General features: G+C 71.8%; 18 protein-coding genes and 3 pseudogenes. 8 read left to right on the forward strand and 13 right to left on the reverse strand.

Annotated elements, in window-relative coordinates:
* Positions 1 to 80 precede the first annotated feature (80 nt).
* Positions 81 to 830: a CDP-alcohol phosphatidyltransferase family protein gene (locus tag ACXAHD_RS04010; RefSeq protein ID WP_281555304.1), complete on the forward strand. Its 750-nt coding sequence runs from the start codon at positions 81 to 83 to the stop codon at positions 828 to 830.
* Here the strand turns inward: ACXAHD_RS04010 and ACXAHD_RS04015 are convergent.
* From ACXAHD_RS04015 to ACXAHD_RS04040, 6 genes and pseudogenes are all read right to left on the reverse strand, one after another.
* Positions 819 to 1,622: an FkbM family methyltransferase gene (locus ACXAHD_RS04015; RefSeq protein ID WP_475048676.1), complete on the reverse strand. Its 804-nt coding sequence runs from the start codon at positions 1,620 to 1,622 to the stop codon at positions 819 to 821. The two genes, ACXAHD_RS04010 and ACXAHD_RS04015, sit on opposite strands and share 12 nt — an antisense overlap.
* Complete coding sequence (locus tag ACXAHD_RS04020; RefSeq protein WP_475048700.1) at positions 1,619 to 2,233, reverse strand: GNAT family N-acetyltransferase; 615 nt, start codon at positions 2,231 to 2,233, stop codon at positions 1,619 to 1,621. The genes ACXAHD_RS04015 and ACXAHD_RS04020 overlap by 4 nt, the downstream gene beginning before the upstream one ends.
* An 18-nt stretch (positions 2,234 to 2,251) precedes the next feature.
* Positions 2,252 to 4,309 (reverse strand): annotated as a pseudogene (locus tag ACXAHD_RS04025) (penicillin acylase family protein); the annotation flags it as partial.
* Positions 4,306 to 6,645: a GNAT family N-acetyltransferase gene (locus tag ACXAHD_RS04030; RefSeq protein WP_281555602.1), complete on the reverse strand. Its 2,340-nt coding sequence runs from the start codon at positions 6,643 to 6,645 to the stop codon at positions 4,306 to 4,308. The pseudogene ACXAHD_RS04025 and the gene ACXAHD_RS04030, both read right to left, overlap by 4 nt.
* Before the next feature lie 143 nt (positions 6,646 to 6,788).
* Positions 6,789 to 8,072 (reverse strand): annotated as a pseudogene (locus ACXAHD_RS04035) (lysine N(6)-hydroxylase/L-ornithine N(5)-oxygenase family protein); the annotation flags it as partial.
* Positions 8,059 to 9,558: a pyridoxal phosphate-dependent decarboxylase family protein gene (locus tag ACXAHD_RS04040; RefSeq protein WP_281555302.1), complete on the reverse strand. Its 1,500-nt coding sequence runs from the start codon at positions 9,556 to 9,558 to the stop codon at positions 8,059 to 8,061. The gene ACXAHD_RS04040 and the pseudogene ACXAHD_RS04035, both read right to left, overlap by 14 nt.
* Positions 9,559 to 9,838: 280 nt before the next feature.
* Between ACXAHD_RS04040 and ACXAHD_RS04045 the strand changes: the two genes are divergently transcribed.
* Positions 9,839 to 11,221, forward strand: coding sequence for an MFS transporter (locus ACXAHD_RS04045; protein ID WP_289213045.1), 1,383 nt, complete (start codon positions 9,839 to 9,841; stop codon positions 11,219 to 11,221).
* 3 nt (positions 11,222 to 11,224) lie between these two features.
* On the opposite strand, the pseudogene ACXAHD_RS04050 reads toward ACXAHD_RS04045, so the two are convergent.
* From ACXAHD_RS04050 to ACXAHD_RS04070, 5 genes and pseudogenes are all read right to left on the reverse strand, one after another.
* A pseudogene (locus ACXAHD_RS04050) lies at positions 11,225 to 11,647 on the reverse strand (GNAT family N-acetyltransferase); the annotation flags it as partial.
* A gap of 32 nt (positions 11,648 to 11,679) precedes the next feature.
* Positions 11,680 to 11,925 (reverse strand): hypothetical protein, encoded by a 246-nt coding sequence (locus ACXAHD_RS04055; protein WP_289213044.1) that lies wholly within the window; start codon positions 11,923 to 11,925, stop codon positions 11,680 to 11,682.
* Positions 11,926 to 12,267: 342 nt separating this feature from the next.
* Positions 12,268 to 13,635 (reverse strand): NAD(P)/FAD-dependent oxidoreductase, encoded by a 1,368-nt coding sequence (locus ACXAHD_RS04060; RefSeq protein ID WP_289213043.1) that lies wholly within the window; start codon positions 13,633 to 13,635, stop codon positions 12,268 to 12,270.
* 4 nt (positions 13,636 to 13,639) lie between these two features.
* On the reverse strand, positions 13,640 to 15,256 hold the full coding sequence (locus tag ACXAHD_RS04065; protein ID WP_281555297.1) for a xylulokinase: 1,617 nt from the start codon (positions 15,254 to 15,256) through the stop codon (positions 13,640 to 13,642).
* A gap of 4 nt (positions 15,257 to 15,260) precedes the next feature.
* Positions 15,261 to 17,525 carry an aminotransferase class III-fold pyridoxal phosphate-dependent enzyme gene (locus ACXAHD_RS04070; protein WP_475048682.1) on the reverse strand — a complete coding sequence of 755 codons (2,265 nt, stop codon included), beginning with the start codon at positions 17,523 to 17,525 and terminating at the stop codon, positions 15,261 to 15,263.
* Between the two features lie 203 nt (positions 17,526 to 17,728).
* Here ACXAHD_RS04070 and ACXAHD_RS04075 point away from each other — a divergent pair, with 203 nt between their 5' ends.
* Positions 17,729 to 18,928 carry a helix-turn-helix domain-containing protein gene (locus ACXAHD_RS04075; protein ID WP_281555295.1) on the forward strand — a complete coding sequence of 400 codons (1,200 nt, stop codon included), beginning with the start codon at positions 17,729 to 17,731 and terminating at the stop codon, positions 18,926 to 18,928.
* Here the strand turns inward: ACXAHD_RS04075 and ACXAHD_RS04080 are convergent.
* Complete coding sequence (locus ACXAHD_RS04080) at positions 18,834 to 19,760, reverse strand: low temperature requirement protein A (protein ID WP_281555294.1); 927 nt, start codon at positions 19,758 to 19,760, stop codon at positions 18,834 to 18,836. The two genes, ACXAHD_RS04075 and ACXAHD_RS04080, sit on opposite strands and share 95 nt — an antisense overlap.
* Before the next feature lie 25 nt (positions 19,761 to 19,785).
* Positions 19,786 to 19,944, reverse strand: a complete 159-nt coding sequence (locus ACXAHD_RS04085) for a hypothetical protein (protein WP_289213042.1) — start codon at positions 19,942 to 19,944, stop codon at positions 19,786 to 19,788.
* Positions 19,945 to 20,329: 385 nt separating this feature from the next.
* Here ACXAHD_RS04085 and ACXAHD_RS04090 point away from each other — a divergent pair, with 385 nt between their 5' ends.
* From ACXAHD_RS04090 to pabB, 5 genes are all read left to right on the forward strand, one after another.
* A complete protein-coding gene (locus ACXAHD_RS04090) occupies positions 20,330 to 21,118 on the forward strand; it encodes an SAM-dependent methyltransferase (RefSeq protein ID WP_281555292.1) in 789 nt (262 codons plus the stop codon).
* Between the two features lie 165 nt (positions 21,119 to 21,283).
* Positions 21,284 to 22,621 carry a choice-of-anchor B family protein gene (locus tag ACXAHD_RS04095; protein WP_289213041.1) on the forward strand — a complete coding sequence of 446 codons (1,338 nt, stop codon included), beginning with the start codon at positions 21,284 to 21,286 and terminating at the stop codon, positions 22,619 to 22,621.
* Entirely contained in the window at positions 22,621 to 23,571 is a 951-nt protein-coding gene (locus tag ACXAHD_RS04100) for a hypothetical protein (RefSeq protein WP_289213040.1), read from the forward strand. The genes ACXAHD_RS04095 and ACXAHD_RS04100 overlap by 1 nt, the downstream gene beginning before the upstream one ends.
* A gap of 68 nt (positions 23,572 to 23,639) precedes the next feature.
* Positions 23,640 to 23,894 carry a hypothetical protein gene (locus ACXAHD_RS04105; RefSeq protein ID WP_281555289.1) on the forward strand — a complete coding sequence of 85 codons (255 nt, stop codon included), beginning with the start codon at positions 23,640 to 23,642 and terminating at the stop codon, positions 23,892 to 23,894.
* A gap of 105 nt (positions 23,895 to 23,999) precedes the next feature.
* Positions 24,000 to 26,147 carry an aminodeoxychorismate synthase component I gene (gene pabB / locus ACXAHD_RS04110; RefSeq protein WP_281555288.1) on the forward strand — a complete coding sequence of 716 codons (2,148 nt, stop codon included), beginning with the start codon at positions 24,000 to 24,002 and terminating at the stop codon, positions 26,145 to 26,147.
* Positions 26,148 to 26,241: the final 94 nt, after the last annotated feature.

The following is a 26,241-nucleotide window of genomic DNA, read 5'->3' on the forward strand; positions in this document are numbered from 1 at the left end:
TCTTCGCACCGAATCGCCGTTGGTGGGGATATGGGCACCGGGGCGTACTACGCCGGTGGCCATTCGGTGACGGAGGAGAAGTGACGGTAAGTGCACGTAGTGAAACTGTTGGGTCGGTACACGCGCCGAGTATCGGGCTGCTCGCCCAGATCACGGTCCTGCTGATCCTGGCGGCGACCAGTGGCCTCGGCGTGGCCGGCTGGTCGGCCGGACTGGTCTACGGCCTGGTGACCTGGGCGCTGCTCATCCGGGCGATGCAGCATCCCGAGGTGGCCGGCTGGGGTCCGGCGGACAGCGTCACCCTGGCCCGGGGCACCCTGGTCGGCGCGGTGACCGCGCTGGTGGCCGACTCGTTCGTCGGGCCGGTCCCGGTCGCGTTGCTGGTGACCCTGGCCGCGGTGGCCCTGCTGCTCGACGGCGTCGACGGTCAGGTGGCCCGCCGGACCGGCACCTGTTCGCGGCTGGGCGCCCGGTTCGACATGGAGACCGACTCGGCGCTGGTCCTGGTACTCAGCGTGTTCGTGGCCGCGTCGGTCGGCTGGTGGGTGCTGGCGATCGGGGTGTTCCGCTACGTGTTCGGTGCCGCCGCCCGGTTGCTGCCCTGGCTGCGGGCGCCGCTGCCGCCCCGGTTCAGCCGCAAGACGGTGGCCGCCACCCAGGGTGCCGTGCTGGTGCTGGCGGCTGCCGGGATCGCGTCGCCGGCGCTGGTCACCGCGCTGGTCGCCGGCGTGCTGGCCGCGCTGCTCTGGTCGTTCGGGCGGGACGTGCACTGGCTGTGGCGCGGCCGCGTGCCGCAGGTCGACCGGTGGCGGGCGGAGCTAGCCGGCTGACCCGCCCGGCAGCACCGCGTAGACGTCGCCCGAGTTGGCCGCGTGCGGCAGTGCCCGCAGATGCGCGGCCATCTCCGCTTGCGGCACCCACCGGTCGAAGGTCAGCTGCTGGCTCTCACCCAGCGCGACGTCGAACCGGTAGTCGCCGAGCTTGGCCAGCCGAGTCAGACAGCGCAGCGCCGTGTCCCGCTGGATCGTGGTGAACTCGAAGGACAGTGCCGGCAGCGGCCGGGACAGTCCGGCGAGCACGGCCTCCTCGAACCCCTCGACGTCGATCTTGACGAACGTCGGCCGGCCGTACTCGGCGATCAACTGGTCGAGGGTCGTCGCCGGCACCTCGATCTCGCCGTCCCAGACCTGGTCCGACCAGCCGTCGGCACCGTCGGCAGCGCCGACGAAGTCGGCCGACGCGGTGGAGACCGTGGGATTAACCGAGTTGATGTACATCCGCACCGGGCCGGCGGTGTCCCCGCACGCCGCCGGCAGTACGGTGACCGCCGGATCGTCCGCGTAGACGAGCCGCACCGCGCGGGCGCACAACGGCTGCGGCTCCACCGCCACCACCCGTGCGCCTAACCGCCGGAAGCTGCCCACCCGGTCGCCGACGTGCGCGCCGATGTCGAAGACCAGATCGCCCGGTGCGACGAACCGCCGGTAGAGCAGATCCATCGCGGTGTCCCGGTCCGGATCGCCGTAGTAGAACTCCAGCGACCGGCGCAAACCGGCGAGCTGCGGATCGGCGGCCAGCACCCGGGACGGCACGGCGGTGCGTGGCTGGTCAGCGGCGGTCACCGGGACGATGGTACGCCGCCGGTGGGCTGCCTGGCGGTGAACGCCTCCCGGGTCAGGAACGCCAGCCGGGCGCGCTTGTCGGCCAACGCCAGCTCCCCGTCGAACTCGAAGCCCAGTCGCTTCCAGCGGCGCAGCGCCCGGTCGTTGCGGACGTCCGGCTCGATGACGATCCGGCGCCGGCCAGGATCACTGAACAGGTAGCGGGTGAACGCGTCCGCCACCGCGCCGGTGAACCCGGCGACCGGCCGCCGGGCCGGGGCGAGGAACAGATGGATCCCGATGTCACCGTCGCGTACCGGGTAGTGCTCGCCGAGCGGGTCCTCGGCCGGCAGGTAGGTCTGGAAGATGCCGACCGGTTCGTCGTCGACGGTCATCAGGTACGCGTGGTGCGAGTCCAGACCGTCGAGGAACCGGTAGACGTCGCCCACCTGATCCCGGGTGTGCCCGGTCATCCCCCAGAACCGGGCCCGTGGCTCGGTGACCCAGCCGTACAGCAGGTCGAGGTCCTCGGTGGGGTCCAGCACCACCAGACGGAACCGGCCGATGCCGGGCAGTTGCTCGACGTAGACGGCCGGCCGTGCCGTCCCGCCGGGACCGGCGGTCCAGCGCACCGGCGCGACCGGGACCAGCTCGCCCGCCGCCCACCGGGGCAACTGGTCGGCGAAGTGCCGGTCACCGGGCCTTCCCGAGGCACCGAACGGCACCACCCAGCGGCTCGCCGCCGGGTCGGCGAGGTCCCAGACGTAGCGGGCCACCGGTCCGCGCCAGCACACGTCGGAGACACCGGGCACGCTGGAGGTGGCCAGGACACTGCCGGTGTCGCCGTCGAGCGGGACCGGATCGCCCAGCGCGCCGGTGGCCGGATCGGCGGCGCCGGGCAGCACCCGTACCGGGTGCAGCAGGTGCCGGTCGCCCCACGGACCCGGCGGCGGTCCGTCGGTCACCTCGACCAGCGCGGCTACCGCACAGCGGCCCGGGTCGCCACCCAGCCGGGGCAGCCCGTCGACCAGCCGGTCCAGCGCCAGCCCGATCCGGCCCACCGGGTCGGTCCACGGGGCGAACAGTTCGTCGAAGCCGGGTTCGCTGTGCAGCGGCCGTAGGCAGGGCTCGGCGGACAGCCGGTGGACCAGCGCGGCCCGCCAGGCGGCGAACAGTCCGGCGTCGGCGCTGCCGGCCGCCATCCGGCCGTCCCAGTCGAGCAGCGTCTCGCGCAGCCGGCGCACCGGCACGGGCTGGTCGGTCAGGTCCAGGCCGCGCAGCAGCCGGCGTAGCCCGGCCAGCGGCACCTGGGAGTCCATGTGCACCAACTCGGGTGCGGCCCCGCCGTCGACCAGCTGGCGGATCCGTCGGGCCCGGTGCGGTGCGGCGAAGTCGACGCCGAGGTCCGCGGTGTCGCCGCCGCGCCGGTCGTTGGCGTTGACTACCACATCGGACACCTCGGCGGCGGGCAGGGCGGCGTACCCGGGTCGCCAGGCGTACCGGGGTTCCCAGCCGGGCACCGGCACCTGCCGGCACCGGTCGTCGCGCATCGGCACCCGGCCGGCGACCAGCCGGCGCACCGCGCCGGAGCGGTCCGCGACCAGCACACTGTTGACCGGCTCCACCCAGTGCCGCAGCGCCCGTTCGACGTCGCCGACCCGGCGGGCCCGCAGCAGCGGCAGCAGCGCGTCGAAGCCCAGCGCCCCGCCGACCCGGCTCGGCGTACGCAGGCTGATCGCCTCACCGGTGCGTAGGTCCACGTCGATCACCGGTCCGCGCGGGGTTTCGACCACCTCGACCGGCACCGGGTCGGCGTCGCGTACCTCGATCAGTTCGGTGTGCGCCGGCACCGGGGCCCAGCCGTCGACCTGGCGGACCAGCACCCGTCCGTCGACCCGGCGCAGCTGTTCGCGGTACAGGTCCTGGTAGTCGGCCATGGCGTTGGTGATCGCCCAGGCGACGTCGCCGGCGTGGCCGAAGTGCGGCAGCCCTGGCACGCCGGGGAAGGCGAACCCGAAGACGTCGAACTCGGGGCAGGTCAGCTGCACCTGCTGGTAGACGTTGGGCAGCTCCAGAATCCGGTGCGGGTCGCCGGCGATGACCGGGAATCCGGTGTTGCTGTTCCGTCCGGTCACCGCCCAGGCGTTGCTGCCCGACGACGCGGGCGGCTCCATGGCGAACAGGTCGACCGCCGCCGGACCGAGGGTCGCGGTGACGTGCGCCCGCCACAGCTTGTTGCCGAAGGTGCCGAACAGCACGTGCTGCACCAGGAACACGCCGAGTGGGGTCCATGGCCGCCAGGTGCCGGCGGTGGTGCCGGTGGCGGCGAACTCGGGTGCCGCGACGGCGCCCTGGGCGAGGCCGTCGTTGACGCCGTCGACGTACGCGCCCACCCAGCGGCGGGTCGCCGGGTCCAGCCGGTGGAAGCAGCGTTCGGCGGTGTCGTCGAGGCGGGCCCGGCGGGCGAACCGGTCCCAGCCGACCTCGGCCCGGCCGAGCCGGCTGGCCAGCGCGCCCTCCGCGCGCCACCGTTCGACCTCGATCTGCCAGGCCCGGTCGTTGGCGGCGGTGTGCCCCTGCAGGTAGGCGAGGTCGTCGACGTCGGCCGCCCACAGGTGCGGTACGCCGTACCCGTCCCGGTGCACCCGCCCGGACCGGCTGGCGGCGTAGCGGGCCGTTTCGGGGCCGGTGCCGGATGGGGCCGTCACGGGGCCGGGGCCGGGGCCGCGACGGTGGCGATCGGATTGTCCTGCGCCCCGACGAAGATCAACGACCCGGCCTGGTCGGTCAGGTCGACCATCTGCAGCGTGTTCCGCAGCTGCAACCGGTTCAGGCAGGAGTGCCGGAAGGTGGGCGCGAAGAAGTCCAACCTGTCCCGCAGCTGCGGGTGGTCGTCGCCGTGCCGGCGGACGCACTCGGCGACCAGCTGCCAGAACCGGTCCGCCGGCAGCACACCGTCGGCGTCCAGGATCGCGGCCAGGAAACGCAGGAAACCGTCGAAGACGTCGGTGAACACGGCCAGGACCCGGAAGTCGTCGTCGACCGGCATCCGGATCCGTTCGACCGTGGCCGGCAGTTCGCGGTCGTGCATGGCGACGACCTCCTCGCCGATGTCCTTCATGAACACCCGGACCGGTACGTGGTCCGCCAGCACGAGGATCAGGTTCTCCCCGTGCGGCATGAACGCCAGGTCGTGGCCGAGCAGGCAGTGCAGCAGCGGGCGCAGGTAGGCCCGCAGGTACCGGGCCAGCCAGTCGGCGGCCGGCAGGCCGGACGCCGCGATCAGCGCGGTGGCCAGGTGCGCGCCGTCGCGGTCGCGGTGCAGCAGGCTGGCCATGGTGGCCAGCCGCTGACCGGGCGCGATCCGGGGCACCGGGCTCTCCCGCCACAACGCGGCGAGCATCCGCTGGTACGCCGAGACCGGCGCTCCGCTGCGGTGGTACGCGTCCCCGGTGTAACCGACCGACGCCAGCTCCCGCAGCACCTCGAACCCGCAGTCGCGCAGTGTGTCGTCGGCGGCGACCAGGTCTGCGACCCAGTCGTTGATCGGCGGGGTGGCCCGCATGTACGCCGGGGACAGCCCGCGCATGAAGCCCATGTTCTGGATGGACAGCGCGGTCTTGACGTAGTGCCGGTGCGGGTGGTCGACGTTGAAGAAGGTGCGGATTGACTGCTGCGCCCGGTACCGGTCCGGACTCGTCCCGACCGGGACGATCGCCCGGGACGCCACGTCGGCGGCGAACGTGACGCCGACCTTGTGTTCCCACTGCCACGGGTGCACCGGCAGGTACCGGTAGCCGCCCGGGTCGAGGCCGAGCCCGCGGAGCTGGTCGGCGAACCGGTGCAGCGTCTCGGCACCCAGTTCGTCGAGGTAGTGGCTCTGCTCGTCGACGCCGTGGCCGGCGGTGAAGGTGCTCAGGTCACGGCGTACCGCCAGCCAGACCAGCCGCACCGGGGCGCCGGCCTCCGGCGCGTACGCCTCGTGGTCGGTCAGGCCGAAGCCGATCCGGCCGTTGTTGGCGACGAACAGCGGGTGGCCTTCGGTCATCGCCGATTCGATGGTCTGGAAGTCGGCCTGCACCAGGTCGGCGGCGCGTTCCCGGCGGTGATGGTGCTTCCAGGCGGCACCGGCCAGGGTGGCGCTGATCTCCTCCAGGTAGGTGCCGAGCAGCTTGGGTGGGATGCCCAACGTCTCCCGCAGTTCGACGACCAGGTCGAGGGCGTTCAGCTCCGCCGGGGTGCCGTCGACCTGGCGGGTCAGTGACGCGGCGTCGATCAGCCAGTGGTCGAGGGCGTACCGGCGGGCCCGGAACAGGTACGCGACCCGGTCGTCGGTCGTCAGCCGGTACCCGTCGCCGCCGGGGCCGGCCGGGAGCGTGTCGTCGGGTAGGGGCTGGATCAGCCGCTCGTGGCTGAACTCGGCGATGGCCTTGGCGACCAGCTGGCGGTGGGCGGCCGCGATCGGGCCCGGCGCGAGGTGGGCGGGGGGTGTCATCGGGCTCTCCGCAGCGGATCCGTCGGCACCGCCCAGCCGGCTGACGCGGAACGCGGACCGGGAACAGAAGCTGAGCCGGGCCTGCTTGTCGGACAGTTGGATCAGCCGGTCGACGACGAAGCCGGCTTCGGCGTTCTTCGCGGCGATCGCCTCGTTGCGCACATCGGGTTCGACGACGACCCGGTGGTGCGCCGGGTCGGCGAAGACGAAGGTCATCACCGTGCGCATCACCGCCGACGTGACCCCGTGCCGGGGCTCGCCGTCCGGCGGTGCGACCAGCACGTGCATCCCGACGTCGCCGGGCTGTACGGGGTAGTGGCCGGCGAGTTCGCTGTGCGCCGGTTCGTAGGTCTCGGTGAGGAACAGCGGTACGCCGTCGAGCCGGCCGAGCCACGCGTGATGATGCGGATTGGCGTCGATGAGCTGGTACTCGCGCCGTACGGTGTCGAGGTCGGCGTCGGGCATTCCCCAGAACACCGACCGGGGGTGGGTGATCCAGGCGTGCAGCAGGCCGGCGTGACCGGCGACGTCGAGCGGTTCGATGGTCATCCGGCCGAGCGGGTCGTCGAGGGTGAACCTGGTCGTCGTGGCGGCAGTCACCGGATGAGCGCCTCCTGCCGCTGCGGGGCCGAACTGTTCGGCGGTGCGGCCTTGTCCGACGGTGCGGCCTTGTCCGACGGTGTGGCGCTGTCCGACGGTGCGCCGAAGTGCTGGAAGGCGATCTTCCGCTCGATCGGGTAGACCTCGTGGCCGAGCATGTTGGCGATGATCACCGAGTTGCGGTAGGGCCCCATGCCCAGGTCGGGTGCGGTGAGGCTGTGGGTGTGCTCCTCGGCGTTCTGTACGAAGATCTCCCGGTCGCCGTGGTCGACGGTGTAGCCGAGCGCCACGTCGAACCGGCCCCGTTCGTCCCACCGGATCCGGTCGCGGACCGGGTCCAGGAACGTCGGCACAGCCGGCCGGTAGCCGGTGGCCAGCACCAGACCCTCGGTGTCCAGGGTGAAGCCTCGGTCCTGTTCCTGGTGGTGCAGGCCGAGCCGGTACCGTCCGGCGTCGGTGTCCCAGTGCGCGCCGGTCAGCGCGGTGCCGGTGAGCAGGGTGGTCGGTACCGGGCCGGCGACGTCCTTGCGGTAGAGCGTGTCGAAGATGCTGTCCACCAGGTCGCCGCTGATGCCCTTGTAGAGGCTGCGCTGGTCCCGGTTGAGTCGGTCCCGGCTGGCCGCAGGCAGGGCGTGGAAGTAGCGGACGTACTCCGGTGAGGTCATCTCCAGGGTGAGCTTGGTGTACTCCATCGGGAAGAACCGGGGCGACCGGGTGACCCAGTTGAGCTGGTAGTCGTGGGCGTCGATCTCCTCCAGTAGGTCGAGGTAGATCTCTGCGGCGCTCTGCCCGCTGCCGACCACGGTGACCGACCCGAGGCTCTGCAGCCGGGCCTTGTTCGCCAGGTAGTCGGCGCTGTGCACGGCAGGGCCGGGCAGGTCCCGGACCACCGCCGGGCGGTACGGCACGGTGCCGATGCCGAGCACCAGCCGCCGGGTCCGTAGCGTCGTGGTCGCCCCGGTGTCGGCCCGGGTGACCCGTACCAGGTAGTCGCCGGTGGCGGCGTCGTGCTCGACCCGGTCGACCCGGCTGCCGAACCGGACGTTGGGCAACTGGGCCGCCGCCCAGCGGCAGTACGCGTCGTACTCGGCGCGCAGCGGGTAGAAGTTCTCCCGGATGTAGAAGCGGTAGAGCCGACCGGTCTGCTTCAGATAGTTGAGGAACGAGTACGGCGACGTCGGGTCGGCCATCGTCACCAGGTCGGCCAGGAACGGCACCTGGATGGTGACTCCCTCGATCATCAGCCCGGGGTGCCAGGCGAACTCGTCGCGCTGCTCCAGGAACACCCCGTCCAGGTCGTCGAGCGGCGCGGTCAGGCAGGCCAGACCGAGGTTGAACGGCCCGAGCCCGACGGCGACGAAGTCATACGTTCGCATTGGCGCACACCTCCGGGGTGACCGGCTCCGGGGCGATCAGCGCCGGATCCCATTCGGCGTCGAGCAGCTCCTGGCCGGTGCGGCGGATCAGCTCGATCACGGTACGCAGGTCCTCGACGGTGGTGTTCGGGTTGAGCAGCGTGAACTTGAGCCAGTAGTGCCCGTCGACGACGGTGCCGGCGATGATCGCGGTGCCGTCGGCGAACAGCCGGGCCCGCAGCCGGGGCAGCAGCCGGTCGCAGTCCTGCACCGGTAGCCAGTCCGGTCGGTACCGGAACAGCACGGTGCTCAGCACCGGTCGCATGACCAGCTCGAAGTCGTCGCACTCGCGGAGCAGACCGTAGGCCTGCTGAGCCAGGTCGACGACCTGGTCGAACATCTCGCCGAGCTGGTCGGCGCCGATCGCCCGCAACGTCATCCACAACTTCAGGGCGTCCAGCCGGCGGGTGGTCTGCAGGCTCTTGTCGACCTGGTTCGGCACGGTCGCGGTTCGTGGGTTCAGGTAGTCGGCGTGCACCGCGACCCGCCGCATGGTCGGCGCGTTCCGGACGATTATGGCGCTGGAGCTGATCGGCTGGAAGAAGCTCTTGTGGAAGTCGACGGTGACCGAGTCGGCGGCGGCGATGCCGTCGAGCAGGTGCCGGTGGCGGGTGGAGACCAGCAGGCCGCAGCCGTACGCCGCGTCGACGTGCAGCCACACCGCCCGGTCGCGGCAGACGGTGCCGATCGCGGCGAGCGGGTCGACACAGCCGCGGTCGGTGGTGCCGGCGGTGGCGACGACCGCCATCGGCACCAGGTCCTGGTCGAGCAGCCGGTCGATCTCGGCGTCGAGCGCCACCGGGTCCATCCGGCCGGCGCCGTCGGTGGCGACCGGGACGACCGCGTCGGCGGCGAGCCCGAGCAGACCGGCGGACTTGCCGACGCTGAAGTGGCTCTCCGCCGTGGCCAGGACCCGCAGCCGGGGCAGCATCGTGTCCCGGTCGGCGTCGGCGCGGACCAGGCGGTCCTCCCGGGCCAGTAGCAGACCGTGCAGGTTCGACTGGGTGCCACCGCTGGTGAAGACGCCGTCGGCGGTCGGGCCGAACCCGATCCGCTCGGCCGTCCAGGCGATCAGCCGTCGCTCGATGAGCGTGCCGGTGGTGCTCTGGTCCCAGGTGTCGACCGAGGTGTTGACGGCGGCGAGCAGCAGTTCGGCGTTGAGCGCGGGGATCGCCACCGGGCAGTTCAGGTGGGCCAGGTAGGTGGGTTCGTGGAACCACACCGCGTGGTCCAGGTACAGGCCGGCGACCTCGTCCAGCGCGGCGTCGGTGGTGCCGAGCGGTGCGTCCAGGTCGACGCCGTCGACCTTGGCCTGCAGTGGTGCCACGGCGCCGCCGGAGTACGGCTGGCGGACCGCCCGTACGCGGTCGGCGAGAACCGCTGCGGTCCGGTCGATGCTGGACACATAGGTGTCCAGCGTGTGCCGGCCGAACAGATGCGGGTACATTGGCCTCTCCAACACCGCCTCCATAAGGGTAACCTAACCTAACTTAGGCGAGGCTACTGGGAGGGCCGGTGAAACGGAACTGGGCAGGACCCCTTCTCCACGGGGTACGGGGCCGGCGGGTGCGTCCCACACCCCTCGGCGGGACCGCTGTCGTACGTCGTGACCAGCGGATTCATGCCGTCAGCGGAGGCCGAGCGAGTGCTTGTGACCTGCATCCCACCAGGTGGATTACCCAGTGGATTCCGGGGCGGCCGCTCGGCGTCGGCGGGAGGGCGGCCGGATGACCGCTGCCGTCGCCGCCCGCGGGCGGACCATGTCGACCCTGACCGCGCTGTACGTCACCCAGTACCTGGGATTCGGGTTCATCACCGTCGGGCTGGCCAGCATCCTGCGCGCCGGCGGCACCTCGCTGGACACGCTCGCGTTGCTCAACCTGATCGGCCTGATCTGGCCGGTGAAGTTCCTCTGGGCACCGGTCCTGGACCGGTACGGCCCACGGCGCGGCGGCCACTACCGCTCCTGGCTGCTGGTGCTGCAGAGCGGCATGGTGCTGGCCCTGCTGGCCCTGCTCGCGGCCGACCCGGCCACCGGGCGGATCGGCCCGGTGGTGCTGATCTGCGCGCTGTTCGTCTTTCTGTCCGCCACCCAGGACATTGCCGCCGACGCGGTCGCGGTGCGGATGCTGGCCGACTCGGTCCGGGGTACCGGCAACGGGATCCAGGTGTCGGCGAGCTACCTCGGCAGCATTCTGGGCGGCGGCGTCTGCGTGGTGGTCTACGACCGGCTCGGCTGGCAGGCGGCGGTCGGCCTGCTCGCCGCGCTCACCGCGACCGGGCTGCTGGTGGTGTGGCGGTTCCGCGAGCCCGAGCGGATCGCCCGGCCGGCCGGGGCGCGTCAGGCGTACGGTGCGCTGCTGTCCGTCCTCGGCCAGCCCGGCTGCCGCCGCTGGGCGCTCGGCGTGGTGCCCCTGCTCTACATGGGAGCCGGGGCGGCCTACGGCCTGGTGTCGCCGGCCCTGGTCGACGCCGGCTGGTCGTTGCAGCGGATCGGCTTCGTGACCGGGATCGTCACCAGTGTCCCGGCCGTCGTCGCCGGGCTGGTGGCCGGTGGCCTGGTCGACCGGATCGGGCGGGCCGGAGTGCTGGTGGCCGGCGGCGGGTCGCTGGCCGTCGCCACCGTGCTGCTGCTGCCGATGCTCACCGGACGGGCCGCCGGCGGCTTCACCACGGTCGCGTTGTGCTGCTTCATGGCCGCGTACACGGTGGCGAACGTCGCGCTGTACACGGTGAACATGGACTACTCCCGGCCGGGCACCGGGGGTACCGACTTCACTGTGCTGTCGTCGTTCGGGCTGGTCTGCTCCTACCTGGCTGCGGCGCTCGGCCTGACGGCGGCGGCCCGGGTCGGCTACCCGGCGGTCGCGGTGGCCGCGATCGTGCTGGTCCTCGCCGGAGTCGCCGTCGGCGTCCGCCACCAGCGCCGGTACCGGCCCGCGACCGGTCCGGCGCCGTTCCCGGGACCGACCGGATCACCAGGGCAACGGTCGGACGAACATGGCGTGCCGGCGCCAGCCGAGGAAGGGCACCAGGTCGCCGACGTGCTGCCAGCCCAGCACCCGCATGCTGCGCAGCACCCGGGAGTTGGAATCGGCGACCGCCAGTGACACCCGTTCCTCGGTGCGGCTGGCCAGCAGTTGGGAGAACAGCGGCACGCCGACCTGCTGACGTTGGAACTCGGGCAGCACGAACGCCTCGCAGACGGCGAAGGTCCGCCCCGGCCACTCCCGGGCAAGGTCCGGGTCGGCACCCGACCTCAGGTCGCGCCACCAGAGCGTCTCCGGCGGCAGCGGACACCCCATCACCGTCCCGACCAGCTGGTCGCCGACGTAGCCGACGGTGGCGGCGAATCCGGGTGCCTGCGCCGTCCACTCCAGCCGTTGCTCCACCGACGGCTCGGTGTGGTCGGTCAGGTGCAGGTCCTTGGCGTGCACCTGGCGGTAGACCTTCGCGAGAGCATCGATCTGTACCTGGTCGGTGAGCACCACCCGGTGGCGGCCGGTACCGGTCTCCGTCGTACGTTCGAGGCCCATCCCACTCCCTTCAGTGATGAGGTGAGCCTAACCTAACTGTATGCCCGGGTTCTGCCAAGGCCGACGGTCCCGGCGACCGGCGGCCGGTGCCCGGCCATCGCCGGGGCCGCGTCCGGCACGACCCGGTGCCCGACCAGCAGCCGGTGCAGACCGATCCCGGTCGCGGCGACCAGGACCGCGTTGCGGGCGGCCAGCAGCACGACCCCCGGCCAGCCCGGCGTGCCGATCACGTCCGGATAGAACCACGGGAAGTAGGCACTGGTCAGTACGGTCGCCACGACGATCAGCAGGGCCGGTGCCCGTTGTGTGGTGTCCCGGCGGGTCAGAGACCGTGGCGTAGCCGGTCCGCGTCGACTCGGCGAGCCAGCCGACCGCGACGAACAACGCCGCCGCGCCCGGCGGGTACTGCCACATCGGGTCGGCGCCCGGCACCCGGCCGTCGCGCAGCTGCCCGCTCCACCGTCGGTACAGGTCGACGTCGGCGAACACCTCACCGGCGTCCAACCCGGGAACGAGCTGTGCGTAGACCGCCATCAGCGCGGCCCGGGTGATCAGCCACACCAGGACCGTGGCCGGCGCCGCCCACCGGCTCCGTAGGAGTCTCATCCGCGTCGGCAGCGTCAGCTCGACGGCGGTGCGACCAGCTGCGGGCCGGGCCGACCGCGCAGCACCCGCAGCGCGACGGCCGGGCGGACCACTGCGGACAACGGTGCGACCAGGTGGAACACGTCGGTCAGGGCGCGCTGCACGTACGGATCGCGGTTGGCCACGTCGGCTGCCCGGTCCAGGTACCAGCGGGACAGTCCACCGCCGCGCCGTGGCCGTGGCCCGACGGTCGTCGGGTACCGCAGGTCGGCGCCGGTGGCGATCAGCCAGGCGGTCTCGCTGCAGTCGGCCACCCGGGCCTGCGCCGCGCGGCCCAGCGTGCCACCGCTGTCGCGCAGCTGCTCGGCCAGCACCACCGCCGTCCGGGCAGCCACGGCCATTCCCTGGCCGTAGACCGGGTTGAAGGTGCACGAGGCGTCGCCGACCACCGCGAACCCGTCCGGCCAGCGTGGCATCGCCTCGTACCGGCGGCGATGGTTGGCGGTGTTGCGGAACCCGTGAATCGGTGAGTCGGGCGTGGCGTCGCGGATCGCCTGGTGAATCAGCGGGCTGCGCAGCCCGCGGGCGAACTCCAGGAAACCGGCCTCATCGGTCGGCGGGTGGTCCCCGCCGAGTCCGCCGAGGGTCACCATCCACCGTCCGTTCTCGATCGGGTAGATCACCCCGCCCCGACCAGAGCGTGGCGGCTGCGGCATCACCACGATGTTCTTCCACCCGTTACTGGCGCCCGGCGGCAGCAGGTAGCGCCGGCTCGCGTAGCCGAGTCCGGAGTCGACCCGGGTCTCGTCGGGGCGGCCGTAGCCGAGCTCGGCCAACCAGTCCGGCACGTGTGAGCCGCGGCCGCTGGCGTCCACCACCAGGTCGGCCGGCAGGTTCCGCTCGGCGGCACCCGCCGCGCGGGGACGCATCCGTACGCCGGTGACCGCGTCGCGGCCGTCGGCGCCGAGCAGCCCGACCACGTCGTGGGCCGGCTCGAACCGGATGCGTGGATCGACGGCCAGCCGCTGACGCACCGTCCAGTCGAGCAGTTCCCGGCTGGTCCCGACCAGCTGGTGGGTCGCCGGGAACCGTTCCCGCCAGCCGGTCGCTGTGAGGTACAGGACGTCGGTCGGCGCGTCGACCCGGACCGCGCCGGCGGCGTGCAGTTCGGCGATCAGACCGGGGAAGAGCTGATCGAGCGCGCGCTGCCCGGCGGTGATCAGCACGTGCAGATGGTGCGCCTGCGGGACGCCGGCGCGGACCTGCGGCGTGTCGGGGAACCGGTCGCGGTCGACGACGGTCACCCGGTCGACGTGTTCGGCGAGGGCGCGGGCCGCGCACAGCCCGGCGAGACTGCCGCCGATGACGACCGCGTGCCGGGTGGCGGGAACGGATCGGACCATGCCGCTATCTTCGTCGATCGGTCCGATGTGCACCACCGGGCATCCGCCGGTACACCGGGGCGAGTCGGCGGTGCAGCTCCCGGTAGACGTCGAAGAGTTCGTCGTAGCGGACGCGGTGCGCCGCCGTCGGGGCGAACACCTGGTCGGTCCGCAGCAACGCCGGGATCTGCCCGAACGTCAGCTGCCCGGTGCCGACCGCGCCGATCCAGCCGGCGCCACGGGCGTTGACCGCGACCGGGTCCGGGTCCCGACGCACCTCGACGCCGAGCACGTCGGCGAAGATCTGGCACCAGGCCGTCGACCGGGCACCGCCACCGGTGACCGTCAACGAGGTCACCGGGGTGCCGAGGAACCGGTCGACCGCCGCCGACAGCCACCGGGTGTTCAACGCGACGCCTTCGAAGACGGCCCGCAACAGATCCGAGCGGTTGGTGTCGAGCGAGATGTTGACAAACGCGGCACGCAGGTCCGGATCGTCGACCGGGGCGCGTTCGCCGTACAGCCACGGCAGGTAGAGCACCCCGTTCGCGCCGGCCGGCACGGTCGGCAGGATCGCGTCGAACGCGTCGAAGATCGACGTCTCGTCGGTGGCGAGGCGGCCGGCACCGACCAGCGGATCGTCGTACTCGACGATCTTGTCCTTCAGCCAGGTCAGGTTCGCCCCGGCGGTGGCCTGCAGCGCGGTCATCAGGTACCGGTCGCCGATCGCGCACGGCACGGCGGCGATCTGCGCGACCGGGTCGGTCTTCTTGCGCCGCACGTGCGCCGCGATCCACGACGAGGTACCCAGGTACAGGTGCGGGTCGTCGTCGGCGGTGGTGCCGGCGCCGATCGCCGCCGCCGTGGTGTCGATCGCCCCGGCCACCACCTGGACGGTCGGCGGCAGACCGAGGTGGGCGGCGGCGTCCGGGCACAGCGTGCCGATCACCTCGGTGCAGGCCACGATCGGCGGCAGTTTGTCCGCGTCGATGCCGCAGTCGGCGACCAGGGCGGGGGAGTAGCGGACCCGGTCGGGTCGGCGGTTGTCCGTCACCCACGAGGTGAGGATCGAGTCGACCGTGGCCACCGTACGGCCGGTCAGCTTGAGGTTGATCCAGTCCAGCGCGTTGAGGAAGGTCGCGGTCCGCGCGTACACCTGCGGCATGGTGTCGCGGACCAGCAGCATGTGTGCGGCCGGGTCCTTACCGGTGGCGGACGGCATCCCGCCGGTCAGCCGCAGCCAGCGGACGATCCGGCGGACCGACATTCCGCCGTACGCCGGAAAGCCGCCGAACTGCCGACGCAGGTGCGCCGCACCGCGCATGTCCAACCAGGTGATACAGCGGGTGAGGGGTTCACCGGCGGCGTCCACCGCGATGGTCCCCTCACCCTGCGCGGACGAGCAGACGGTGGTGACCGCCCGCAGGTGTTCCGGATGAGCCCGGCCGAGTTCGGCGACCACCTCGGCGAGCGCCCGCCACCAGTCGTGCGGGTCCTGCTCGGCACCGCCGCCGGGCAGCACCACCAGCGGCACCGGCCGCTGAGCCCAGCCGGTCACCGTGCCGTCCACTGCGACCAGCGCCGCCTTCATCCCGGAGGTGCCCAGGTCGATCGCGAGAACCTGCGGGGGCGTGGCCGGCACCGGGTCAGACCCCTTCCACCTGCGCGAACACCCGGTCGAAACGGTCCAGCGCGGAGTCGATCACCTCGTCGGTGTCGGCCATCGAGGTGTACATCCGGGAGCCGGCCAGGGTGACGACACCGTGCGCCGTGTACGCCGCACCCATCTGCTCCATCAGCCGCTTGCGGGACTTGTTCTCCCTGAGCAGCTTGATCGGGTTGCGCATGTCGAGCAGCATGACGCCACTGCACTCCAGATGCACGATCGACCCCTGGTTGTAGGCCACGTACGGCAGACCGTACCGGTCGATCAGCCGCTGCAGCCCCCGGGTGAGCCGGTCCCCGGCCCGACCGGCGATCACCGGGGCGTTCGTCCGGGCCATCTCGGCGATGGCGAAGTAGCCGGCCGCGCAGGACAGTGGGTTCGCCGACAGGGTGCCGCCGACCTGGATGTGCGTCCCGCCGCGCCCGTCGAGCCCGGCGCCGAAGACGGCCATCACCTCGGCCCGCCCGCCGACGCCGCCGGCCATCGGGTAGCCGCCGGAGACCGCCTTGCCGAACACGGTCAGGTCGGGGATGACGCCGAAGTAGCCGGCCGCCCCGCCGAGCCCGACCCGGAACCCGGTGACCACCTCGTCGAAGATCAGCAGCGCGCCGAACTCGTCGCACAACGCGCGGACCCGGGCGTTGAAGTCACGTGGCACCGGTCGGGTGCCGGACTCGGGGCCGAGCGGCTCGACGATCACCGCGGCGGTGCCGCCGCGGACCCGGTTCTCGATCAGTTTGCGGCGCAACGCGCCGAGATCGTGCGGGAACGCCTCCCGGGTGTTGGCGGTGGCGCCGAACGGGATGCCCTTGGCGTTCATCCGGTACGTGCCGGGCACTCGCAGCCCGTACACCATCGTGTCGGACCAGCCGTGGTAGGCGCCGCCGACCTTGATCACCATGTGCTTGCCGGTGAAGGCGCGGGCACCCCGGACCGCCGCCATCACCGCCTCGGTGCCGGAGCCGAGCGACCGGTACATCTCGATGTGCGGCAGGTACCGGTGGATGATCTCGGCGAGCTTCAGCTCGTACTCGTGGAACAGCCCGGTCACCGGCCCCGACTCCTTCACCACCGCGGCAACCTGCTCGTTGACCGGGCCGTAGTTGCTGCCCAGGATCGTCGGGCCACCGGCCTGCAGGAAGTCGATGTAGGTGTTGCCGTCGCGGTCGGTCAGGTAGGCGCCGTCGGCCGCGTCAATCGCCAACGGGAACGGGTAGTTGAAGGCCAGGTTGTGCTGCACCCCGCCCGGGATGCGGCGTTTTGCCCGTTCGGTGATCTCCTTGCTGGCCCGGCACCGGTCGTTGAAGTAGCCGAGCACGTCGAGCATCGCGTCGTGACGCAACCCGCGTACCGGCTGAGCGACCAGGGCCTTGAGCCGGCGCATCGTGTCGTCGACGTCGAGGTACTCGGTGATCGCGTAGCCGAGTCGCGCGGACTCGCTGCCCGGGGTCTGCACGGTGGTGGTGTCGGCGACCGGCGGCCCGGCGGTGGCGATCGCCGCCGCCACCGCGTCCGCACTGGGCAGTTGCTCATCTGCGGGCACCCGCACCGGCGGAACCGCCTCGGTGATCTGCGCGGCGATCCGCTTCTCATCGGCGCGCAGCTTGGTGAACGCGACCTCCCGGACCGCGGTCGGGATGGTGTAGACCTTGCCGGCTTCGCTGGTCAACGCCAGGAGATAGGCGATCGACACTTTCTCCAGCAGTGCCATGTTGAACACCGCGCGGTCCGGTTCGGTCCCCAGCGCGACGACCCCGTGGTTGGCGATGATGAACGCGTTGTCGCCGCTAGCCACCTTCTTCTGCACGTTGCGGGCCAGCATCCCGGTGCCGGACGGGGCGTAGTCGACGATCGCCACCTCGCGGCCGAGGAAGCGCACCTGCTCGTCGGTGAGCGCAGGGATCGGACGGCGCAGGAACGCCAGGGCCGAGGCGTACGGCTGGTGGGTGTGCACGATCGCGTTGACGTCGGGCCGCTGCCGGTAGATGTTGGCGTGCATCCCGGCCTCGATCGATGGCGCGAGGTCACTACCGGTGCCGTCGGGTACGTGCGTACCGTCGAAGTCGACCAGGCAGACGTCCTCGATCCGCATCCGGTCGTAGTCGTAGTTGCTCGGCGTGACGGCGTACAGCCGGTGCCCCGGAACCCGGACCGACACGTTGCCCTCGGTGGCCTTCAGATAGCCCCGGTCCAGCATGGTTCGACACATCTCGACGACGTGTCGGCGGGAAGTGTGGTGGTCCATGGCGGGTCCTCCGGTCCTCCGGGGTACGCGGCGAAGAACCTATCCTCGCTGCCGGCCGGCGCTGGGACACCGTCCCGCCGGCAGCGGAAAACAGCGACCGGATTGTCACCATGTGACAATCCTCGCCTGCGTACGCTGCCGTCTACCCGCTGCTCTGGGCCGGATTCCCCGACCGGATTGTCGCCACGTGACAGGATGGCGGGGTGCCCGTCCGTCCGGTGACCGTCACCCCCTGGCAGCGGCTACCCGTCGAGCTGGCCCCGGCAATGCGGCCCCGGCTGGCGGCGGTGGTCGACACGGTGGCCGCCGCGGTGACCGAACTGACCCCTGAGTTCGTCGGGATCGACGACCCGAAACTCCAGGCCGACGTCCGGACCGCGGTCGACGTGGCCCTCCAGCGTTTCCTGGATCTGGTCGGCACCACCGAGCCGGCGTTGCCGCCCCGGGTGCGGGAGGTCTTCGTCGCGCTCGGCGCGGCCGAGGCCCGGGAGGACCGTGGCCCCCAGGCACTGCTCGCCGCCCTGCGGGTGGCCGGCCGACTGCTGCTGCGTCAGGTCGGTCAGGCGCTCGCCACGGTGCGACCGGTCGACGCCGAGGCCCTTGCCGACTGCGCCGACGCGGTCACCGGCTTCGTCGACGATTTGGCTGCGGCCGGCACCGACGGGTTCGCCCGCCAGCTGCGCGAACAGTCCGGTGAGGGCGACCGGGCCCGCCGGCAGCTCGGCGAACTGCTGCTGGTCGGCGGAGCCGGCGCCGCCACCGTCGCGGCGGCCGCCGCCCGGGCCGGCTGGCGGGACCTGGCCACCGTGCTGCCGGTCGTGCTGCCGGCCCGGCAGGCCCGCGACGCACGGTTCCGGTTCGGTACCGACGGGATCGTGGTCGACCGGGGCCGCGACGCCGTACTGCTGCTGCGCGCCGGCCCCCGGACCACCCGACCGGCGCTGGCCGACGCACTGCGCGGCTGGCGGGCCACGGTGGGCCCGGCGTTGCCCTGGCCGCAGGTGCCCCAGGCGGTACGACTTGCCGAGCTCGCGGCGACCGTCGTCCGGACCGGCGGAGCCGACCAGGGCGGTCCCGTCGACCGTACCGCCGTCTTCGCCGAGGACCACCTCACCGTGCTGGCGCTGCACGGCCAGCCCGACGCGCTGGCGGTGCTGACCGGCCGCCGGCTGGCGCCCTTCGCCGCGCTGCCGCCCGCCCAGCGCGACGGACTGCTGCGTACGCTGCACAGCTGGCTGCGGCACTGGGGGTCCAGGTCGGCGGTCGCCGCCGACCTGTTCATCCATCCCCAGACCGTCAGCTACCGGCTCAGGCGGCTGCGGACGCTGCTCGGCGGCGACCTGGACGACCCGGACCGACGGTTCGAGCTGCTGGTGGTGCTCGCCGCCGCTGACCCCCGCTGACCGGTCCTGCGCCGGCCGGTCGGTGGTAGCGGCGCTGCCGCCACGCCGACTCGCGGGCCTCGTGGGTCAGCCGCTCGTGCATCGACGCCTCCCGCAGCCGCCGGCGGGACTTCCGCAGCAGCACCAGCTCGGCCAGGACCAGGCCGACGCACACCACGGCCAGCAGCGCGGTACCAGCCAGCGCCGGCGCCCGGGCGGCGACCGGAACGAGCCCGACCAGCACACCGACGACCGCGACCCGGGTGACGGTGACCGTGCCGAGCATCCGGGCCTGGAACCCCACCTGGGCGACAAAGAACAACGTGGCGTGGAACGCCTGCAGCGCGGCCGGCGCGACCAGGTCGAAGTGTGACCACCACAGGGCGGCGGCGACCGCCACCGCGAAGGTCGCGCCGCCACCCGCCGGCCAGGTGACCGGCCGGGCGATCAGGTCGCTGCCGACGCCGACCGACACGATCAGTTCGGCCAGCGCGATCATCAGGATGAGTTCGAACCGCTCCACCCAGTGGTTGGCCGCCCGCACCGCCCATCCCCAGGTGGTCAGCAGGTATCCGGCGGCGTACTCGACCGTCAGCGCGGCCAGCCAACAGCCGACCTGCAACGCGAACACGACGTTCGACGACAGACCCAGGTACGGCAGCAGGTGCAGGCCCCGGACGACCAGGTAGCAGCCGGCCATCAGCAGCGGACCGGGCAGGCCGCTCGGCTTGTCGGTGAACGCCTGCGGGATGGTCAGCGCGGCGGTGAAGACCGCTGCCATCGCCGCGAACATCACCAGCGGGGCGATGCCCTCCCGAGCCGGATTCGGTTGGCGAGCATCAGGTGTGAACACCACGCCCACCACAGCAGCGCCAGGATCAGCATCCCGGCGACGAGACCCTGGCCGGTGAGGTCACCCGGGCGATGTTGTAGAACGCGAAGACGAAGACCAGGTCGAAGAAGATCTCCAGCCGGTCGACCCGGGCGCCGGGACGGACCGAGCGCAGCCCGCCGCGCGTCGGCCGGGTCTCGTCCATGCCTGCCTCCGCAGCGGCCTCGCGGTACCTGCGTCCGGACGTACCGACCCAGACCCGTCGGTGTGCGCTTGTTCACCTACGGTGATCGTAGTTCGTTGACGGGTGGCGGACCGAAAATCGACGCCGGGCAGTGGTCGGGCCGCCGTCGGCCCGGGCCGGCCGACAGCTGATACGGACTGGAAAACCCGGAAATGGCCCGATGGATCTCGTCGCTGTGCACCAGTGCGATCATCCCGTGGCACTGTCTGGACTCGATGATCCCACTTACAGTTGCCGTGCCAGCATTCGTGTTCGCGGGCGCGCCTGTCCGGTGTGTCCGTCATCTCGCTGAAGGGTCGTGCAAATGACGGCAACTATCGGACAGTCGGGCGATGTACGAGCCGATGTGGAAAACGCCAACATCGCCCGAATCTACGACTATTACCTTGGTGGACTGTACAACTTCGCGATCGACCGTGAGCGGGCCGAACGCATCAAGCTGATGCTGCCCAGCGTCGACCTGCTCGCCCGGAGCAACCGCGACTGGCTGCGCCGTTCGGTGCGCTACCTGGTCGGCCGGGGCGTGCGGCAGCTCATCGACATCGCCTCAGGACTGCCGACGGTCGGCAACACGCACGAGGTGGCGCACGCCCTGGATCCGCAGGCCCGGGTGATCTACGTGGACAACGACCATTCGGCTGTCGTCCATGGTGACGACATCCTCGCCACGGAACCGCTGGTGGCGATGGCTGAGGTCGATGGCAAGTACCCCGACCAGGTGTGGTCGCATCCGGCGGTCCGCGAGCTGATCGACCTGTCGCAGCCGGTCGGCATCGTCCTCGGCGGGCTGCTCGTCTTCGTGCAGGACGACGAGGATCCGGCCGGGCTCGTCGCGGCCTACCGGGACGCGCTTGCACCGGGCAGCTACATCGCGATGTCGCACCTCAGCGCGGACACCGCGGACGAGGAGACCCGTGGGCAGGTGGACCGGATGGTCGCCGCCTACCGGGCCGGCGTCGGCGCGAACCTCTACGTCCGGGACAAGGCCACCATCACCTCCTGGTTCGACGGGATGGAGTTGGTCGAGCCCGGCGTGACCCTGATGGCGGACTGGCGGCCCGACCCGGGTCTCGACGTGGACGCACAGACTCCGTCCCGGCAGCTCGGCTACGGCGGGATGGCCCGCGTCGGATAACCGATCCGGTATGAGCGGTTCGGTATCCTCCCCGGCTCTTGACCGGACACTTCGGACGTCGCACGCCTGGCGCAGGAGCCGACGCGACGGCGTCCGAAGGTCGGTCGGGAGCCGCCTGACGGGCAGCCGGCGGCGGCGATCGCAGCGACGGCAGGGGAGGCCCGGATGCGAACCCGATGGACGACAGCCGCTGTCACACTGGCCCTGGTCGGCGGGCTGCTCGCCAGACTACCCGGGGCGTCGTCGGCTCACGACCCCGACACACCCGCCGGCCGGTCCTCGGCCGTGGCCTTCATGGCCCAGCGGGAGCCAACCCAGCAGCTCACCGCGCTGGCGCAGGTGAACTGCAGCAACGGCCAGGCCGGCGGCTACCCATGCCGCAACGTGGACCTGATGGCCTTCCTGCCACTGAGCCAGATCGGCGGCAGCCAGGCCAACGACATCTGGGGCTGGACGGATCCGGGCACCGGCCGCGAGTACGCGATCGTCGGGCGCCGCAACGGCACCTCGTTTGTCGATGTCACCGATGCCACCGCGCCGGTGTACCTCGGCAACCTGCCGGCCTACCAGAACCGGACCGCGATCTGGCGCGACATAAAGGTCCACCGCAACCACGCCTTCGTCGTCGCCGACGTCCGTGGCCACGGAATGCAGGTGTTCGACCTGACCCGGCTGCGCGGCGTGGGTAGCCCGCAGACCTTCACTGCGGACGCGCACTACAACCGGTTCGGCAACTCGCACAACATCGCGATCAACGAGCAGACCGGATACGCGTACGCGGTGGGATCGAACACCTGCCGGGGCGGCCTGCACATGATCGACATCAGGACGCCCACATCTCCGGCCTACGCCGGATGCGTCAACCAGGACGGCTACACCCACGACACCCAGTGCGTCGTCTACCAGGGCCCGGACAGCGCCTACACCGGCCGGGAGATCTGCGTCAGCTCCAACGAGGACACCGTAACCATCGTCGACGTGACCAGCAAGGCCAGTCCTCGGCAGATCGTCCGGGCCGCGTACTCCGGCCGGCAGTACACCCATCAGGGCTGGCTCACCGACAACCACCGGTACTTCGTCCTCGACGACGAGCTGGACGAGACCCGCGCCGGTGGCGGGACGAGGACCTTCGTCTTCGACCTGTACGACCTTGACGCGCCCCGGCACATCGGTACCCATACCTCCTCGGCGGCGGCCACCGACCACAACCAGTACGTCAAGGGCAACTACAGCTACCAGGCCAACTACCGGGCCGGACTGCGCATCCTCGACCTGAGCGGCATCGCCGCCGGGACGCTGACCGAAGCTGGGTACTTCGACGTCTACCCGTCGAGCGACTCCGCCTCGATGAACGGGGCATGGAGTGTGTACCCGTACTTCGCCAGCGGAACGGTGGTGGTCAGCGGCATCGAGCAAGGGCTGTTCGTGCTCCGGCCGAACCTGCCCGCTGTCACGTCGGCCGCAGACCGGCCGGTGACCGTCGACCGCCGGATTCCGGTCTGATGACGACCTCCACCACCCGACACACGACCCCGCCGGCTGCCGCGCCGGCGGGGTCGCCGGCTGCCGCCCCGCCAGGGTCGCCGGGTGCTGCCCCGGCACCGACCGGCCGCCGACCGACCAGCCGGATCGTCACGGCCGCGACGCTGACCCTGCTGGTCGCCGCCGCCGGGTTCGTCGCCGGCCGGGCGACCGGCCCGGCTGCCGGTACGTCGGCGGTCGGCGGGTCCACCGCCGCCCACGCCGGACATGTGGTCGGCGGTCTCGGTGTCAGCCAGGACGGATACCGGCTGGATCTGCTGGATGCTCCGACCACCGCCGAGGCCGCCGCCGAGCTGGCCTTTCGGATCCTCGGCCCGGACGGTGCACCGTTGACCGGCTACCGGCGTAACCACGAGCGGGATCTGCACCTGGTCGTGGTCGGCCGGGACTTCGCCGGCTACCAGCACCTGCACCCGCAGCGGGACCCGGCCGGCACCTGGCGGGTGGGCATCACCCTGCCCGGCGGCGGCGCCTACCGGATGATCGCCGACTTCGTCCCGGCCGGTGCCGACACGTCGTTGACGCTCGGCGCGGACCTGCTGGTCACCGGCGGGTACACGATCCGCCCGGCTGCCCCGGTGGACGAAGCGACCGTCCTGGTCGACGGCTACACAGTCACCCTGGACGGCGGACTGCGTCCAGGTGAGGCCTCCCAGGTACTGGTCTGGCTCGGCCGCGACGGCGAGCCGGTGCCGGACCTGGAGCCGTATCTCGGCTCGTTCGGCCACCTCGTCGCGCTGCGCCACGGCGACCTCGGCTACCTGCACGTGCATCCGGCCCCGGCGACCAACCCGAGCTCGGTGGTGGCGTTCGCCGTCCAGGTCCCGTCGGCCGGCACCTACCAGCTGTTCTTCGAATTCCAGCACGGTCAGGTGGTGCGGACCGCAGAGTTCAGTGTCACCGCGATCTGACCAGCACCGGTCAACCTCCCGGCCCGGTCCCGCGTCTTGGCGGTGTCCGCTCGACCAGGAGGTTTCCCGTGACCGTCACCCCTAATCCGGGCAGTTCCGAACCGCTGTGGTCGGTGGGCGGCATCACCGCCGCAGTCACCGCGCTGCTGGGCGTGGTGACCGCGTTCGGCCTGCCGCTCACCGAGGCACAACAGGCCGCGGTCCTCGGCCTCGCCGCGGTCCTCGCTCCGCTCATCGTCGCGCTGGTAGGCCGTGCCCGGGTGTACGCGCCGGCGACCGTCGAACGACTGGTCGGTGAGACCGCCCCGGAGGCCGACAGGTGAGCCGTTCCGGTACCTGCCGGCGCCGGCGCCGTCGGCGACCGCGAGAACACGCTCCGGCGGATGGTGGACAATCGGCCGGTGCCGTGACGCGGTGGGAGGTGGCGGGTGCGGATCCTGCTGGTCGACAACTACGACTCCTACACGTACAACCTCTTCCAGCTGCTCGCGGCGGTCGCCGGCAGCGAGCCGACCGTGCTGGCCAACGACGACCCCCGGCTCGCCGCCGTCGACCAGATCGCCGCGCAGTGCGTGGTGATCTCGCCCGGCCCAGGTCGGCCGCACCGGGTGACCGACCTCGGCTGGGGGTGGGAATTGCTCGACCGTCGGCGTGATCTGCCGGTGCTCGGGGTGTGCCTCGGTCACCAGGCGATCGCGTTGCACGCCGGCGCGCGGGTCGACCAGCGACGGGCCCGGCACGGCCAGGTCGACCGGGTGCGGCACACCGGCACCGGACTGTTCGCCGGCATACCCCAGGGTTTCGCGGCGGTCCGGTACCACTCGCTGCAGGTGACCGAACCGGTGCCGGCGGACCTCATGGTGAGCGCGAGGGCCGCCGACGGCACGGTGATGGCGGTGACGCACCGTCGGTTGCCCCGCTGGGGTGTGCAGTTCCATCCGGAGTCGATCGGCACCGAACACGGCGCCCGGTTGGTCGGCAACTTCCTGGCCCTGGCGCGGGCCGTCGGGCCAGCCACCGCCACTGATACCGCCACCGTCCGTCCGGTGACGGCCGGGCCGCGCCGCGCCGCCACCGCGTCGGTGACAACCCGGCAGCCGGCCCCTGACCCTGCGGCTGCCGACCCCGGCTGGCGGTGCGACGTGACGGTCGTCGACACGGAGATCGACACCGAGGCGGCCTTCCTGGAGCTGTACGCCGACGCACAGTACGCGTACTGGCTCGACGGCGCCGACGTCGCGGCCGGGCGTTCCCGGTTCTCCTTCCTCGGTGACGCCGACGGACCGCTGGCCGAGGTGCTCAGCTACCGGGTCGGCAGCGGCCGGGTCGAGGTGCGCCGGCCGGCCCGTCCGGTCGAGCAGGAGCCCGGCGGCATACTCGACGTGCTGCGCCAGCGGTTGGCGCGGCGGCGGATGCCCCCAGCCGAGCTGCCGTTCGACTTCGCCGGCGGCTACGTCGGCTATCTCGGCTACGAAATGAAGGCCGACTGCGCGCCCACCACCGCCCGCCGGGCCGACACCCCCGACGCGGTCTGGATCTTCGCCGACCGGCTGGTGGCCGTCGACCATTTACACCGGCGCACCTACCTGGTGGCGCTGAGCGTCGACGACGCCGGGCAGCGCGCCGCCCGGGACTGGCTGGCGGCGACGGCGACCCGGCTGCGGGTGGTGCCGTCGTCGGCGCGGCCCGGGCCGTCCGGCAAGTCGGCGGCACCGCCCGCCGGGACGGACCTGCGGCGGTGGGTGACGTCCGCCCGCGACCGCAGCCACTACCTCGCTGACGTCGACGCGGCCCGCACTCAGCTGCGCCGCGGCGAGAGCTACGAGATCTGCCTGACCAACCAGTTGCGGCTGCCACCGGTCGCGGATCCGCTGGCCTACTACCAGACGCTGCGCCGGACCAACCCCGCGCCCTACGCCGCCTACCTGCGGCTGGACGACATCGCCGTGGCCAGCTCCTCACCGGAACGGTTCCTGCGCATCCGCCCGGACGGCCGGGTCGACAGTAGCCCGGTGAAGGGCACCTCGGCCCGCGCGGACGACGCCGACGAGGACGACCGTCTACGTCGTACGCTGGCCAGCTCGCCCAAGACCCGGGCCGAGAACCTGATGATCGTCGACCTGCTCCGCAACGATCTCGGCCGGGTCTGCGAGGTCGGCTCGGTGCGCGTTCCCCGGTTCCTGGCCACCGAGACCTATTCCACCCTGCACCAACTGGTGTCCACCGTCGAAGGGCGGCTGCGTCCGTCGGTAGGCGCGGTCGACTGCGTACGGTCGTGTTTCCCCGGCGGGTCAATGACTGGTGCGCCGAAGCTGCGCACCATGGAGATCATCGACCGGCTGGAGCAGCGGGCCCGGGGGATCTACTCCGGTGCCCTCGGCTACTTCGGCCTTGGCGGTGGTGCCGATCTCAGCATCGTGATCCGTACCGCGGTGCTGACCGGCGACGGATTCACCGTCGGCACCGGCGGTGCCATCGTGCTGGACTCCGACCCGGCCGACGAGTACGACGAGACGATGCTCAAGGCACGGGCACTGCTCGTCGCGTACCGGTCGGCCACCAGGTCGGTCCAGTAACGGGGTGAGCTGGACACCGGCAGCCAGGGCGATCCGCCGGCCAACGGTTGATCGTCAAGTCGCAGGCATGACCGGTCGCCGGCCGGGTATCCGG

This window comes from Micromonospora sp. ABR4_055, from assembly GCF_056160425.1.